This window comes from Paraburkholderia sp. (assembly GCF_035656215.1).
Lineage (GTDB): Bacteria > Pseudomonadota > Gammaproteobacteria > Burkholderiales > Burkholderiaceae > Paraburkholderia.
In genome coordinates this window covers 1-13,749 of sequence record NZ_DASRSY010000376.1, presented here as the reverse complement: position 1 = coordinate 13,749, position 13,749 = coordinate 1, and the positions used below count along the sequence as shown (strand labels likewise).

At 61.5% G+C, this 13,749-nt stretch carries 15 protein-coding genes, 1 tRNA gene and 2 pseudogenes; 10 read left to right on the top strand and 8 right to left on the bottom strand.

Annotated features, from left to right (window positions below):
- Positions 1–103 precede the first annotated feature (103 nt).
- Positions 104–244: pseudogene (locus VFE81_RS21955) on the top strand (tyrosine-type recombinase/integrase); the annotation flags it as partial.
- A gap of 135 nt (positions 245–379) precedes the next feature.
- Here the strand turns inward: VFE81_RS21955 and VFE81_RS21950 are convergent.
- Positions 380–464 (bottom strand) — tRNA-Leu (locus VFE81_RS21950).
- A gap of 183 nt (positions 465–647) precedes the next feature.
- Here VFE81_RS21950 and VFE81_RS21945 point away from each other — a divergent pair.
- The 6 genes from VFE81_RS21945 to VFE81_RS21920 all read left to right on the top strand — a co-directional run bounded on the left by VFE81_RS21945 (position 648) and on the right by VFE81_RS21920 (position 6,659).
- Complete coding sequence (locus VFE81_RS21945) at positions 648–1,718, top strand: LacI family DNA-binding transcriptional regulator (RefSeq protein WP_325046603.1); 1,071 nt, start codon at positions 648–650, stop codon at positions 1,716–1,718.
- Positions 1,719–1,894: 176 nt separating this feature from the next.
- Entirely contained in the window at positions 1,895–2,974 is a 1,080-nt protein-coding gene (locus VFE81_RS21940; protein ID WP_325046602.1) for an ABC transporter substrate-binding protein, read from the top strand.
- Positions 2,971–3,795 (top strand): ABC transporter permease, encoded by an 825-nt coding sequence (locus VFE81_RS21935; protein ID WP_325046601.1) that lies wholly within the window; start codon positions 2,971–2,973, stop codon positions 3,793–3,795. The genes VFE81_RS21940 and VFE81_RS21935 overlap by 4 nt, the downstream gene beginning before the upstream one ends.
- Before the next feature lie 32 nt (positions 3,796–3,827).
- A complete protein-coding gene (locus VFE81_RS21930) occupies positions 3,828–4,742 on the top strand; it encodes an ABC transporter permease (RefSeq protein ID WP_325046600.1) in 915 nt (304 codons plus the stop codon).
- On the top strand, positions 4,739–5,785 hold the full coding sequence (locus tag VFE81_RS21925) for an ABC transporter ATP-binding protein (RefSeq protein ID WP_325046599.1): 1,047 nt from the start codon (positions 4,739–4,741) through the stop codon (positions 5,783–5,785). Before VFE81_RS21930 ends, VFE81_RS21925 begins: the two co-directional genes overlap by 4 nt.
- 46 nt (positions 5,786–5,831) lie before the next feature.
- The gene (locus VFE81_RS21920; protein ID WP_325046598.1) at positions 5,832–6,659 is read left to right on the top strand and encodes a phosphodiesterase; all 828 of its coding nucleotides are present in this window, start codon (positions 5,832–5,834) and stop codon (positions 6,657–6,659) included.
- A 13-nt stretch (positions 6,660–6,672) separates the two neighbouring features.
- Here VFE81_RS21920 and VFE81_RS21915 read toward each other — a convergent pair whose 3' ends face one another.
- Positions 6,673–7,158: a DUF2569 domain-containing protein gene (locus tag VFE81_RS21915; RefSeq protein ID WP_325046605.1), complete on the bottom strand. Its 486-nt coding sequence runs from the start codon at positions 7,156–7,158 to the stop codon at positions 6,673–6,675.
- 290 nt (positions 7,159–7,448) lie between these two features.
- Between VFE81_RS21915 and VFE81_RS21910 the strand changes: the two genes are divergently transcribed.
- A complete protein-coding gene (locus VFE81_RS21910) occupies positions 7,449–8,642 on the top strand; it encodes an MFS transporter (RefSeq protein WP_325046597.1) in 1,194 nt (397 codons plus the stop codon).
- A 25-nt stretch (positions 8,643–8,667) separates the two neighbouring features.
- Here VFE81_RS21910 and VFE81_RS21905 read toward each other — a convergent pair whose 3' ends face one another.
- The 5 genes from VFE81_RS21905 to VFE81_RS21885 all read right to left on the bottom strand — a co-directional run bounded on the left by VFE81_RS21905 (position 8,668) and on the right by VFE81_RS21885 (position 11,118).
- The gene (locus tag VFE81_RS21905) at positions 8,668–9,096 is read right to left on the bottom strand and encodes a response regulator (RefSeq protein WP_325046596.1); all 429 of its coding nucleotides are present in this window, start codon (positions 9,094–9,096) and stop codon (positions 8,668–8,670) included.
- A gap of 20 nt (positions 9,097–9,116) precedes the next feature.
- Positions 9,117–9,749 (bottom strand): response regulator transcription factor, encoded by a 633-nt coding sequence (locus tag VFE81_RS21900; RefSeq protein ID WP_325046595.1) that lies wholly within the window; start codon positions 9,747–9,749, stop codon positions 9,117–9,119.
- Between the two features lie 247 nt (positions 9,750–9,996).
- Positions 9,997–10,569, bottom strand: coding sequence for a ferritin-like domain-containing protein (locus VFE81_RS21895; protein WP_325046594.1), 573 nt, complete (start codon positions 10,567–10,569; stop codon positions 9,997–9,999).
- An 87-nt stretch (positions 10,570–10,656) separates the two neighbouring features.
- On the bottom strand, positions 10,657–10,818 hold the full coding sequence (locus tag VFE81_RS21890; RefSeq protein ID WP_006052455.1) for a DUF1328 domain-containing protein: 162 nt from the start codon (positions 10,816–10,818) through the stop codon (positions 10,657–10,659).
- Between the two features lie 123 nt (positions 10,819–10,941).
- Positions 10,942–11,118 (bottom strand): DUF1328 domain-containing protein, encoded by a 177-nt coding sequence (locus VFE81_RS21885; protein ID WP_132373772.1) that lies wholly within the window; start codon positions 11,116–11,118, stop codon positions 10,942–10,944.
- A 298-nt stretch (positions 11,119–11,416) separates the two neighbouring features.
- Between VFE81_RS21885 and VFE81_RS21880 the strand changes: the two genes are divergently transcribed.
- Positions 11,417–12,820 (top strand): sensor histidine kinase, encoded by a 1,404-nt coding sequence (locus tag VFE81_RS21880; RefSeq protein WP_325046604.1) that lies wholly within the window; start codon positions 11,417–11,419, stop codon positions 12,818–12,820.
- 235 nt (positions 12,821–13,055) lie between these two features.
- Positions 13,056–13,190 carry an entericidin A/B family lipoprotein gene (locus VFE81_RS21875; protein WP_007181189.1) on the top strand — a complete coding sequence of 45 codons (135 nt, stop codon included), beginning with the start codon at positions 13,056–13,058 and terminating at the stop codon, positions 13,188–13,190.
- Between the two features lie 230 nt (positions 13,191–13,420).
- Here the strand turns inward: VFE81_RS21875 and VFE81_RS21870 are convergent.
- Positions 13,421–13,749 (bottom strand): annotated as a pseudogene (locus tag VFE81_RS21870) (histidine kinase); the annotation flags it as partial.

Sequence of the window (13,749 nt, the reverse complement as noted above, 5' to 3'; positions counted from 1 at the left end):
GCCGCGCATCATCCCGATTCACCCGCGCGTTGCCGTCCTCGCGCGCCGCATACGATTCACCCTGACGGTCAAGCAGTTTGAGGAGGCATAGAAGCGGGCGCGAGCGGAGGCCGGCTATCCGAACACGAAGTTTCACGACTTACGGCACGGCGCCGCGTCCGAGATGATCAACGCCGGTATTGACTTGTTCACGGTTGGGGGCGTACTCGGACACAAGTCGATCGTGTCGACGAAACGATATTCGCACCTTGTCACCGAGCGGCTCGCAGTCGCAGTCGGCAGCATCGGGCAGAAAAGGAAGAATCCGGTTAGGCAGAAAAACCCACACCCCGGCGAGTGCGCGCAAATTGCCAAAACGTTGAATTCATTGATGGGTGGATGGTGCCGGGGACCGGACTCGAACCGGCAAGCTGTGAAGCGGCGGATTTTAAGTCCGCTATGTTTACCAATTTCATCACCCCGGCAGGGGTCAGAACCGCTCGTGGACGCGAATTCTACCATTGCCCGGCGAGCGCACCAAACCTGCGCAACCCAACCGCAGTCCATACCGCCTCCCATCCCGCAAGCACAAAAACCCGAGTCATCCGGGAGTCACAAACCTTCCCGATAATCCGCTCACGAAAACGTTTACAACTCGAGCGGAAACCATGATCCCGACGATCAAAGATGTCGCCGCCCACGCGGGCTTTTCCATCGCTACGGTCTCGCGCGCGATCAACGCGCCGCACACCGTGAACCCGGTCACGCTCGACAAAGTGCGTCAATCGATCGACGCCCTTAACTTCCGCCCCAGCCCGCTAGGGCGGCAGCTACGCGGCGAGCGCACGCGCCTCATCGGCGTGATCCTGCCGACGCTCGCCAATCCCGTGTTCGCCGAATGCCTGCAAGGTATCGACGAGCTCGCCGCGGCGCAAGGCTACCGGCTCATGCTGATGACCACCCAGTACGATGCCGACCGCGAACGCCACGCCATCGAAACACTGCGCGAACATCGCGTGGAAGGCCTGATCCTGACCGTCGCCGATGCCGACACGCATCCGCTGCTCGATGAGCTCGACCGCGCCGGCCTGCTCTATGTGCTGATGCATAACGACACGGTGCGGCGTCCATCGGTCTCCGTCGACAACCGCCTCGCCGCGTTCGATGGCGTACGCATGCTGATCGCGCACGGCCATCGCCGCATCCTGATGCTCGCAGGGACGCTCGCCGCCTCGGACCGCGCCCGTCAGCGGCATCTCGGCTACGCGCAGGCGATGCAGCAAGCCGGCCTTACCCCTGCGCCCGCGCTCGAGGTCGATTTCAACGCCGACGAACTGTCGCCGTCCGTGCTGGCTCATCTGACCGGCGGCCCGAACCGCCCGACTGCTCTTTTCTGCAGCAACGATCTGCTCGCCATGGTCGTGATGCGCGGCCTGCGCCGTGCGCGTCTGCAGATTCCGCACGACATGTCGATTCTCGGCTTCGACGGACTCGCGATGGGCGAATTACTGTCGCCGCCGCTAGCAAGCATCTGCGCGCCGAATCGCGAGATTGGCTGCGCCGCCTGGCAGCGTTTGCTGGCTCGCGTAACCGGCACTTACGAAACATTAGGTGAAACGTCGCTCACGCTGACGTTGCCGCACAGCCTGCGTGAGGGCGCCACTATCGCGGCGATTTCCAACAGCAACGAGAAACCGCCGGCGCGTGCTTCGGCATCGGCCGAACGGCCTTTTGTATAAACCACTGCATAGGCCGGTGCATAGGCAATCGCCCAAGCCTTTGCATAACTCGATGGAAAACTCGTTGCATACGCCGTTTGCACAAGCCGCTCGCAATGCGCCGTTGCCAGGCCGCCGTTGAATCATCTACTTCGAACCCCGAACCACCCGCTCTCTTCCGCTCCAGGAGACCCGCAGTGACCCTCTCTTCAACACGCTTTTCTTCATCGATCAACCCGCTCTGGCGCCGCGTCGCCCGCACCGCGGCTAGCGCACTCTCGGCCGGCATGATCGTCACCGCGGCACTCGCAGCCCTCGCGCCGCAAGCGGCCCACGCCGACGACACCGCGATCTGCTACAACTGCCCGCCCGAATGGGCCGACTGGGCGAGCCAGATCAAGGCGATCCAGCAAAAGACCGGCATCCGCGTACCGTTCGACAACAAGAACTCCGGCCAATCGATTGCGCAATTGATGGCCGAACAGAAGAGCCCCGTCGCTGACGTGGTGTATCTCGGCGTCTCGTCGGCGTTCCAGGCGAAGGACAAAGGCGTCATCCAGCCGTATAAACCCGCGCACTGGGACGACATCCCGGCCAACATGAAGGATCCGCAAGGCTACTGGTTCGCGATCCACTCGGGCACGCTGGGATTTTTCGTCAACAAGGATGCGCTGGAAGGCAAGCCGGTCCCGCGTTCGTGGGCCGACCTGCTGAAGCCTGAGTACAAAGGCATGATCGGCTACCTCGATCCGTCGAGCGCATTTGTCGGCTATGCGGGCGCGGTCGCGGTGAATCAGGCGCTCGGCGGCACGCTCGATAACTTCGAGCCGGGCCTCGACTGGTTCCGCAAGCTGAAGGCCAACGCGCCGATCGTGCCGAAGCAGACCGCCTATGCACGCGTGATGTCCGGCGAAATCCCGATTCTGCTCGACTACGACTTCGATGCCTACCGCGCGAAGTACAAAGATCACGCCAACGTCGAATTCGTGATCCCAAAGGAAGGCACGATCTCGGTACCGTACGTGATGAGTCTCGTGAAGGGCGCTCCGCATGAAGCAAACGGCAAGAAGGTGCTCGATTTCGTGCTGTCGGACGAAGGCCAGAAACTGTGGGCTGAAGCCTATCTGCGTCCGGTGCGCGCGAATGCGATGAGCCCTGAAACCGCCGCCAAATTCCTGCCCGCAAGCGACTATGCCCGCGCCAAACCGGTCGACTTCGGCAAAATGGCCCGGAAACAATCGAGCTTCGGCGAGCGTTATCTACAGGTGATGCATTGAACGACGTCACGTTCCCGCTGCGCTGGCGCATCGCATTGATTGCGCCAGCGCTGGCGGTTTTCATCGCGTTCTGGCTGCTGCCGATGGGTGCGCTCGCGCAAATCAGCGGCGATGGCCACGCGTTCGCGACCTATCGCGCGATGCTGACGAATCCGCGCTACATGTCGAGCCTCGGCGCGACCGTCGTGTTGTCCGCAGCGGTCACGGCGGCAACACTGGCGCTCTCGGTGATCGCCGGCTTGCTGCTGGCTCGCCGTGAGTTTCCACTCAAACGTACGCTGGTCGCGCTGCTGACATTTCCATTGGCATTCCCAGGTGTCGTGGTCGGCTTCATGGTGATCATGCTGGCCGGACGCCAAGGCTTGATCGGTGCGTTGTCGTTAAAACTCACGGGTGACCGTTGGGTGTTCGCTTACTCGATGAGTGGCCTCTTTCTCGGCTACCTGTATTTCTCGATTCCTCGCGTGATCGTCACGGTGATGGCATCGGCGACCAAGCTCGATGCCTCGCTCGAAGAAGCCGCGCGTTCGCTCGGCGCATCGCCGTGGCGCATTACGCGCGATATCGTGTTGCCCGCGTTGTCGCCAGGTCTGATCGCGGCGGGTGCGGTATGCTTCGCGACCGCGATGGGCGCCTTCGGCACCGCCTTCACCCTGGCCACCGACATCGATGTGCTGCCGATGACAATCTACACCGAGTTCACGTTGAACGCGAACATGGTGACGGCCGCGGGGCTGTCCATTGTGCTTGGCATCGTCACATGGGCCGTGCTGGCGTTCGCTCGCAGCGTGAGCGGTTCGGCTGTCGCGGCAAGCGCATGAGCGTTGTGTCCAACCCCGATGACAAAACTTCGATGAATTCCATTAGCACTCCAACCCAGCCGGCCGCCAGGCCGCGCGCGCGGCGGCTCAGGCTTCCCGTGTCACGCACCTGGCTGGCAGCCGGTCAATGGTTCGTTACGCTGCTGCTATGTGCATTTCTGATCGTGCCGGTCGTCATGTCGATCATGGCCGGACTCACGGTCAACTACTTCAAAGGCGTATCGAGCGGACTCACGCTGCGCTGGCTGATCGAAGTGTGGACGCAGTATTACGACTCGGTATTTCTCTCGCTTGAAGTGGCCGCGGCGACCTTGCTGATCACGCTGCTGACCGGCGTGCCTGCCGGGTACGTGCTCGCGCGCAGCAAGACGCGGCTCTCGCGCATCATCGAAGAATTTCTGGTGCTGCCGATCGCCCTGCCCGGCCTCGCATCCGCGCTTGCGCTGCTGGTGGTCTACGGCGGCTTCACGATGTTTCGCATGAGCGTCGCGTTTATCGTCGTCGGGCATGTGGTGTTCACGCTGCCATTCATGGTGCGTGCGGTCGCTGCGGTGTGCGCGAGCAGCGATCTGCGCACGCTCGAAGAAGGCGCGGCGAGCCTCGGCGCGAGCTTCTTTCAACGCTTCGTCACGATCGTGCTGCCGAATGCGCGCCCGGGCATCGTCGCCGGCGCGCTGGCGGTGCTGACGCTCTCGATCGGCGAATTCAACCTGACCTGGATGCTGCACACGCCCGACACCAAAACGCTGCCGGTCGGTCTCGCCGACACTTATGCATCGCTACGCATCGAGATCGGCAGCGCCTACACGATTCTGTTTTTCATCATGACGATGCCGCTACTCGTCGCGATGCAATGGCTCGGCGTCGATGCGACCGGTCAGCGCAGCGCCGGGAAAAAACGTATCGCTGCCGCCCGTTCAAAGCCTATACCGACGTCCACGCCATGAAACTCGACTCCGTTCCCATCACGCTCACGCAATGCGCGAAAACGTTTCGCGGCACGCGTGTGCTCGAGCCGCTCGATCTGCACATCGGCGCCGGTGAGACACTGGTGCTGCTCGGCCCGTCCGGTTGCGGCAAGACCACTACGCTGCGCATGATCGCGGGCCTCGAGACACCCGACGCCGGCGGCTGCATCGCGTTCGGCGACGAAGACGTCACCACGCTGCCGATCGAAAAACGCCAGGTCGGCATGGTGTTCCAGAGCTACGCGCTGTTTCCGAACCTGACCGTGCGCGGCAACATTGGCTACGGACTGAAGATCAAACGCGTACGGGCGGACGCTGTACGGCAACGTGTCGATGAACTGCTCGCGATGATGCGTCTCACCGCGCACGCGGACAAGTCCATCGATCAGCTTTCGGGGGGCCAGCGTCAGCGCGTTGCATTGGCGCGCGCACTTGCCGTACAACCTCGCGTGCTGCTGCTCGACGAACCGCTAACCGCGCTCGATGCGCGTTTGCGCGACACCTTGCGCAGCGAGATGAATACGCTGCTGCGCGAACTGGGCATCACGACCGTCTACGTGACGCACGATCAGGCCGAGGCGATGGAACTGGGCGACCGCATCGTCGTGATGAGCGCGGGGCGCATCGAACAGATCGGCTCGCCGCGCGACATTTACTACCGGCCGGCGAATCGCACGGTCGCGCAATTCGTCGGCACGATCAACCGGCTGGCCGGCGAGCGGCGCGACGGTCTGCTGACGACGACCGGCGGCGCGGTACCCCTGCCCCCAGGTCCCGCGCACGCAAGCGCGGCACACGAAATTTTCTTCCGCCCTGAAGACGCGTATCTTGCCGATCCGGGCAGCGCCCAATTGCGTGGCAATATCGAAAGCACCGCGTTTCTCGGCGAGCGCACCCGGTTGACGATCGGGGGCGCCGCGCCGGACGCTTTGCTGATCGATGTCGCAGGCCGGGTAGAACTCGCGCGCGGCACACCGGTCGGGATTTCAATCGCGCAGGACGCGCTGATTGCGCTATCGTAATGAGGCAGCGCGGTGTTTTTAGCGCGCCATAGAAAAGGATATCCCCATGCTGCTGGCTCAAATTAGCGACCTGCATATCAAACGGCCCGGCGCACTGGCTTACCGCCGCGTCGACACCGGTGCCTATCTCGTGCGCACTATCGCCGCGCTCAACGCGCTGGAGCCGCGTCCCGATGCTGTGATCATGACCGGCGACCTCGTCGATCAAGGCGATCCGGAACAGTACGAGCACCTCAAGACGCTGCTCGCGCCGCTCGAGATCCCCTACTTCCTGCTGGTGGGCAATCACGACGAACGAGTTGCGTTGCGCGCCGCGTTTCCCGATCGCACCGAATTACACACTGGTGGCGAGTTCGTGCAATACGCAGTCGATGTCGGACCGCTGCGCGTAATCGCACTCGACTCAATGGTGCCGGGGCAAAGCGCCGGTAATCTGTGCGATGTGCGTTTAGCGTGGCTCGCGGCGCAACTCGATGCAGCGCAAGGCAAGCCGATGGTGGTCGCGTTGCATCATCCGCCGTTCGTGTGTGGCATCGGACATATGGATGAATTGCGGCTCGATCCCGTTGCCGCAACGAAGCTCGCCACGTTGATCGCGCGTTATCCGAACGTCGAACGGGTGATCTGCGGTCACGTGCATCGGCCGATGTTCGTGCGTTTTGGCGGCACGATTGCATCTGCAGTGCCGGCACCCGCGCATCAGGTCGGGCTCGACTTACGCGAAGATGCGCCGTCCGCGTTCGTGATGGAGCCGCCCGCGTATGCGCTGCATCGCTACGATCCGGCGACGGGCATCGTCACGCATCATGCGTATGTTGATAAAGCCGATGGGCCCTATCCGTTTTACGAGCCCGAGGGTGATCTGATCGATTGAGGGTATCGGCGGTTCAAGCGGTGACGAAAGTTTGCTGTACGCGCCGGGACAGCCTGAAATACGGTATTCCGATCACGGCGGCAACAACGGCCTGAACGAAGCCATCGAATGGAATGGCGATGTCGATGCCAATGGCGTGGGTCATCTGGTCGCCGAGCAGGTAGGCGCCTGTGCGCATCACAACGATAGCCAGCAGCCACGCCTGCACCTGCACCGGAAAGCGTGCCGATTTGCGCCGCACGAGTAGCGCCAGCCAGCCTGCGCCGGCAACGATGAACGCCCCGATGATCACGTCGCAGCCGACCATGGTGATCACGGTGCGATACCAGCCGTGTGTTTCGGGGCGCACGAATACTGCCAGGAGTTCCCATTCAAGCATGAGTTTCAGCGGATCGCGCAGCGTGATCGCGGTTGAAAGCGCCCATGCGGCGAGGCAGATCAGGGCGATGAGCAGCCAGCCGCTGATTCGTCGGGGCTTGAGTTTCGAGGTTGTGTTCATGAAATCGGTCACGTGGGGGATCTTATTGCGCGTTCGGATTCTACGAACGAAATTCGAACGACCATCTCATTTTGTCTCCGAGGCCTGCGGAGGAGCCGCTAAGCCACGCTCGTTCGCGCTTGTCCCGGATCAGCGTCAGGCTTGCACCGCACCGGTCACGCATGTTCGGGGTCGCTTCGCCTCGACGTCCTCCAGGCGCCTCAGCGACCGTCAGCACGATCCTTCCTGCTCCGGTATGATCGGCACGCTTGAGGACCGCGCATGGGCCGGTCCATCGATAGCCCCCTCTCATGTCCACTTCCGACGCTTCCACTCCTGCTTCCGCCGACCGGTCGTTGCGCGGCTTGCTGTTCCTGCTCGCGACGATTGCCGGCGTGGCAGTCGCCAACATCTACTACAACCAGCCACTGCTCGACGATTTCCGGCAGTCGTTTCCGAACAGCGCGTCGTGGGTCGGCGCGGTGCCGGCCGTGACACAGTTCGGCTACGCAGCCGGGATGCTGTTGTTGGCGCCGCTTGGCGACCGCTTCGATCGACGCCGCCTGATCCTGTTGCAGATCGTAGGCATGTGCATCGCGCTGGTGGTCGCGTCCGCCGCGCCGACGCTGTCGGTACTGATTATCGCGAGCCTGGCGATTGGCGTACTCGCCACCATCGCGCAGCAGGCGGTGCCGTTCGCGGCCGAACTCGCGCCGCCGACGGAGCGTGGCCATGCCGTTGGCACGGTGATGAGCGGACTGTTACTCGGAATTTTGCTGGCGCGGACCGCGGCGGGCATTGTCGCGGAGTATTTCGGCTGGCGTGCGGTGTTCGGCGCTTCGGTCGTTGCGCTGCTGGTGCTGGCGGTGGTGATCATCATGCGTCTGCCGAAGAGCAAACCGACGTCGACATTGCCGTACGGCAAGCTGCTGGTCTCGATGTGGCACCTGGTAGTCGAGCATCACGCGCTACGTGAAGCGTCGTTGACTGGCGCGGCAATGTTCGCGGCGTTCAGCATCTTCTGGTCGGTGCTGGCGTTATTGCTGGCAGGCGCACCGTTTCATCTTGGGCCGCAGGCGGCTGGCTTATTCGGGATCGTCGGTGCGGCGGGGGCGATGGCCGCGCCGCTCGCCGGCAAGTTTTCCGATCGACGCGGGCCACGGGCGATTATCACGGTGTCGATTGTGCTGGTGGCGATTTCGTTTGTTGTTTTTGCCTTGTCGGCCAGGAGCATTACCGGATTGGTGATCGGCGTGATCATCCTCGATATCGGCGTGCAGGCGGCGCAGATTTCCAATCAATCACGGATTTACGCGCTCAAGCCCGAAGCGCGAAGCCGCGTGAATACGGTCTATATGGTGGCGTATTTCATTGGCGGAGCTGTCGGGTCGGGGGTCGGCGCGGTGGTTTGGCCGACCTTTGGGTGGGTGGGGGTTAGCGTGGCCGGGGTTGTTTTTGCCGGGCTGGCGGCGTGGAATCATTTGAGGCTTCCAAGCCGGGGTTAAAGAACAGACGAACAAACACAAACCCCTACTCCCCAGCGCCCCGCGCAAACGCATACTCATGCAACGCATCAATAACCCGATCAAACTCAAACGACTTGTCGTAAAAGTGCCGTACGCCATACTGCTGACAGCGTTCCCGATAAGCCGGCAAGGCATGATTCGTCAGCACTGCAGCAAAAATCGAATCAATCATCCCCTCGCGCTGCAAGTAAGCAAGTACAGGCACCCCAGACCCCTGCTTTAGCTGCAAGTCCACAATCACCGCATCAAAAGCCTCGTCGCTCAACAAAGCAATCGCCTGATCGGAGGAATCCGCATACGCGGCCACCTGCAGCAAACCGGACGCATCGATCGCTTCGACCAGGCTCCTGCGGATCAGCGGCGAATCCTCGATCAGCAGCACACGCAATGGCGCGCGACTGGCTGGCTCGACAGTGTTCGATTCGCTGTTCATCGGTGTATCTCGATCGTCCATTATTCGATCAAGCCGTTCTTGATCGCGTAATAAGTCAGATCGGCATTGTTCGCCAACCGCATTTTCTCCAACACGCGAGCCCGGTAAGTACTCACGGTCTTCACGGACAAATGCAATTCCTCTGCAATGTCAGTCGGAATCTGTCCCGCCGCGAGCTTGCAGAATACCTGGAACTCGCGCTCGGATAGCGCTTCGTGCGGCCGCCCCGCAGCCGGCTTGTCAAGATTGTCGGCCAGCGTATCGGCCACCGCCTCCGACAGGTAACGATGCCCGCGCGCCACCGAGCGGATCGCCCTCACGATTTCCTCGGGTTCACAGTCTTTGTTGAGGTAACCGTTGGCCCCCGCGCGCAGCAGATTGATCGCGTATTGGCTCTCCGGATAGCCCGACAGAATCAGCACACCCTGCTCCGGCCGAATCTGCTTGATCACACGCAACGTGTCGATGCCGTTCTTGTCCGGCATCGCGATGTCGAGCAACACCACATCGAATGCCTGCTCCCGCACGAGGCTTATGGTTTCGTCGCCGGTTGCGGCTTCGGCCGCGACGCACATATCCGGCTCGTCAGCGACGAACTGCCTGAAGCCACCTCGGACGATCGCATGGTCGTCAGCTATCAACACTCGAATCATCGGTCTGGTGTCCGTGCTACAGGATTGCTCCAAAGCAGGCATTGTAATGATCTCCGGCCCGGCTTCGGCCGAAGATGGAGAGTCACAGCGGCAGAAGCAGCGGGCATTGCCGTTGCGGGAGACCATCCAGCCCCTCCCGCGCCGGCCGCTCCGCCCGAACCAATGCTGCAGCGGAAGCGACAATTCACGTTCAGGCCACCCCGCGCTTATCGACATCCGCCTATCGACGTCCCGCGGTTCGACCTTGTTACTCCCGGCCTTCGAGCAGGTCTGCCATATCATCAGCATGCTCTTCTTCGACAGCGAGAATTTCCTCGAACATACGGCGTGTCGTCACGTCCTTCTCGCCGAGATAGCGCACGATTTCGCGATACGTATCGATCGCAATACGCTCTGCGATCAGATTTTCGCGGATCATGTCCGTCAGATTGTTGCCTTCCTTGTATTCCGAATGCGAACGCATCTTCAGACCGTCCGGTGCGAAATCCGGCTCGCCGCCAAGCTGTACGATGCGCTCGGCGATGCGGTCGGCGTGCTCCTGCTCTTCCGTCGCATGCTCCGCGAATTCCGCCGCTACGGCCTCCGAGTTAATGCCCTTGGCCATGAAATGATGTCGTTTATAGCGCAGCACACAGACGATTTCAGTGGCCAGCGAGTCGTTGAGCAACTTAAGAACCGTCTCGCGATCCGCGCCGTAAGTTTGCGTCACTGCACCATCCGACATGTGCTTACGCGCATCGTCGCGGATCTTTTTGACGTCCATCACGAATGGATCGCTGGATTGAGATGCTGCGCTGTGAGCGCCAGAAGACTTCGCCATTGAATTTCTCCTTTATCCGGTATTGGGGGAATTGCGTATCCCGCACGAATCGCGCCTGATACGCCGGTTTAAGGACGGGGTATTCGTCTACGTTCGGAATACGCCGAGCAGCAATGTGACGACAAATACGACGAGGAAGATATAGAACAGGATCTTCGCGATTTCCGCCGCACCCGCTGCGATACCGGTAAAACCAAACACGGCGGCAATGATCGCAATGACAAAAAAGACGATGGCATAGTGAAGCATGGCGACTCTCCTTGTTGTTGGTCTCTGCGTGAAACGGACCGGCGGCGAACCTGAAGTAAACCTGAGGCGAACCCCTCCTTCACAATCGACGGGAATAGCATGCAACCGCCTCATCAAGCGGCGCTAGTCGACGATTTTCTTCGTCACCACAAAGCCGAGTACGAGGAACACCACGCACAGAATCACGAACACGATAAACAGGAACTTCGCAATTGCCGCCGCGCCCGCAGCGACACCGGTAAAGCCGAGAAGGCCGGCGATCACCGCGATGACGGCGAAAAATAGCGCCCATTTCAGCATGATGGCTTCCTCCAGATCAATCAATGAACGAACAGGTTCATCCTATCGACCGGTGAAGGTGGGCGCATTCCGACGCGCTCCGTTTTTCGTGTGAGAATCCGCTTACATTGGATTACGGCAACGTTACGCCGCTTGCGTCGGCTACTCAGGCGGCCGGAGGTTGTCATCCGAAGGGCAATGCACTCACTCCATCCCCGAGCCCGGCGGAAGTTACACTGATGGTCCACCTCAGGAGCCGAATGTGCCGAACGTGTCGAACACGCAGAATCCAGGGGCGGCAGCTCGACTGAGCGGCTGGATGCGCAATCGCAGTTGGGCGATCGCAATGACGGTGGCGATTGTCATCACCGTGGGCGGGCTCGTGATTCTCGAAACCGCGCGCGAGCGCATTGCCGCGGAATACGAAACGGCGCTCGAAGCGCGCGACGTCACCGTGCAACTGAGCACGCTCGCAAGCCAGCTATCCCGCCTGAGCGCGCACCAAAGCGATTTTCTTCTGACGAAGCAGGATGCGTCCGCCCAAGCTTTTTGCGCAGCCGCCGGACAGATACGGCAGAACGAACAGCAACTGAGCAGGTTCTACCGTAGCGGCAAACCGGACAGCGCCGAGGTCGCCAGTTTCACGCAGATCGTCGCGCTGATCGAAGCGCGCGTCGGCGCGGGCGCTGCTGCATTGCAACGCGCGGCAGCGCATCCGCTCGATCTCTCCACCTGCGGCAGTGCGAGCGAGGCCAGTCCCGCCGATGCCGCATTGGTCGACAGCACACTCACGCTGCTGCGCGACAACGAAGAGCGACGGGCGCAGCACGCACTCGATGCAAGCCGCGCCGACCAGCGCATCTCCACGCTGTGCGCGGCCGGGCTGTCCGCGCTGAACATCGTGTTGTTCATCCTCCTGTTTCGCAATATCGGCATCCAGATGGATCGGCAGGCGCGCGTGCAGCGTCAACTGATTACGCAACAGGAAGAGCTCGACCAGCTCGTCAACGAACGCACGCGCCAGCTCGAAGCGCTGGGCTGGCACTTGCAGGCCGTCAGCGAAAACGAAAAGACGCAGCTCGCGCGCGAACTGCACGACGAACTCGGCGCAATTCTGACCGCGAGCAAAATGGATGTGGCCTGGGCCAACCGCAAACTGAAGGACAGCGCCCCGGACATCTCCGAAAAACTCAGGCGCGCGCTCGCCAATCTCGACCAGGGCATCGCGCTGAAGCGCCGCATCATCGAAGACATGCGACCTACCGTGCTGACGAATTTCGGGCTCGTCACTGCGCTGCGCACGCTCGCCGACGAAGCCGCGCAGCGCAACAACTGGACGCTCGAATCGCACCTGCCCGCCGACGATATCCAGCTCGACGAACAAACCGAGATCGCGCTCTTTCGTGTCGCGCAGGAGTCGCTGACGAACGCGGCCAAGTACGCACGGGCCTCAAAGGTATCGATCGCCCTGCAGATCGGCGACGGCCAGGTGGCGCTGCATATCGCGGACAACGGCGTCGGCATCATGCCCGCCGATCTGAATCGCACGCACACCCACGGGCTGCTCGGCATGCGCCAGCGGGTCGCCGCGCACGGCGGCCGCTTCGATATCCGGCGCGGCGTGCCGAACGGCACCGACATCCAGGTGGTGATGCCGAGTGTCAGCACGGCAACGCCGTCAGTCGATCTACCCCCGTCGACGCCGTCGCGAACGTCCGTCTAGCAAGGCCTTTCGACCTATTGCAAAAGCCCGTGTAGGAGAGCGCCGACGCCAACACCGGAGCACGCCTACAACAAAATCGCAACGTAACTGACAGCGCTGCCTCCGCCCTTTTTTTAACATGCAATCAGACCGGATCGACTGGTGTAAGCCCCGGTCGGACGACAGCTAGCCCGGCTAGCGCGTGCCGTAAGACATGGGCACGTCAACCGATGCATTCTCGACAAGGAGAACTTTCATGAATCGACTGATCGCTTTGCTTCTCATTGCAGGGACGGCGGCACTCGCGGGTTGCAACACGATGGCGGGAGCAGGGCAGGATATTTCGAAGGGTGGCAACGCCATCACGAATTCGGCCGACCAGGCCAAGTAAGCTAGCGAGATCCAGGCGACTGTCTGGCGCCTTGCGGCGCCTTACCAAGCAGGATCTCCACAGCCCGTCGCGGGAAACCGCGATGGGCTTTTTTTATAGCCACAGACATAGACCCACAAAGACCCATAAACAAAACGGCGATCCACTCGCGTGGATCGCCGCTCCGTCCTCCCAAGGACTGTCGCTTATCGTATGTGCCGCATGCTATGCACGCATGCTGGTTCGCGAGCTTATTGGCCCGTTAGCGTGTTCGTCAACTCGACGCTCGGCGTGCTGGTATTGCCGTTCTGCGCGACCAGCAGATGGATCTGACCCGGCACGAGCTGGCTCAGCGCCCCCGCGATCGGCACCGACGTCACCAGCCAGTCAGCGTTGTTCGACAGCGAGAAAGACTGCGACTGGAAGATCGGTGTCTTGCTGCCCGCCACCGTCGCGATCAGCACATATTGGCCGCCGGATACATAGATCGAATCCTGGCCGCTTGCGGGCACCGCGTTCTTGAACGACACACCCGCCATCGTCGGGCTGGCGCTGGTGATGTCGGTGCTGGTTGCCTGAA

Coding starts and splice junctions, on each gene's coding strand:
- VFE81_RS21885 (WP_132373772.1), bottom strand. CDS start 11,118: ATGCTGAAATGGGCGCTATTTTTCGCCGTCATCGCGGTGATCGCCGGC.
- VFE81_RS21930 (WP_325046600.1), top strand. CDS start 3,828: ATGAATTCCATTAGCACTCCAACCCAGCCGGCCGCCAGGCCGCGCGCG.
- VFE81_RS21905 (WP_325046596.1), bottom strand. CDS start 9,096: ATGAACAGCGAATCGAACACTGTCGAGCCAGCCAGTCGCGCGCCATTG.
- VFE81_RS21875 (WP_007181189.1), top strand. CDS start 13,056: ATGAATCGACTGATCGCTTTGCTTCTCATTGCAGGGACGGCGGCACTC.
- VFE81_RS21900 (WP_325046595.1), bottom strand. CDS start 9,749: ATGATTCGAGTGTTGATAGCTGACGACCATGCGATCGTCCGAGGTGGC.
- VFE81_RS21925 (WP_325046599.1), top strand. CDS start 4,739: ATGAAACTCGACTCCGTTCCCATCACGCTCACGCAATGCGCGAAAACG.
- VFE81_RS21895 (WP_325046594.1), bottom strand. CDS start 10,569: ATGGCGAAGTCTTCTGGCGCTCACAGCGCAGCATCTCAATCCAGCGAT.
- VFE81_RS21920 (WP_325046598.1), top strand. CDS start 5,832: ATGCTGCTGGCTCAAATTAGCGACCTGCATATCAAACGGCCCGGCGCA.
- VFE81_RS21945 (WP_325046603.1), top strand. CDS start 648: ATGATCCCGACGATCAAAGATGTCGCCGCCCACGCGGGCTTTTCCATC.
- VFE81_RS21890 (WP_006052455.1), bottom strand. CDS start 10,818: ATGCTTCACTATGCCATCGTCTTTTTTGTCATTGCGATCATTGCCGCC.
- VFE81_RS21915 (WP_325046605.1), bottom strand. CDS start 7,158: ATGAACACAACCTCGAAACTCAAGCCCCGACGAATCAGCGGCTGGCTG.
- VFE81_RS21910 (WP_325046597.1), top strand. CDS start 7,449: ATGTCCACTTCCGACGCTTCCACTCCTGCTTCCGCCGACCGGTCGTTG.
- VFE81_RS21880 (WP_325046604.1), top strand. CDS start 11,417: ATGCGCAATCGCAGTTGGGCGATCGCAATGACGGTGGCGATTGTCATC.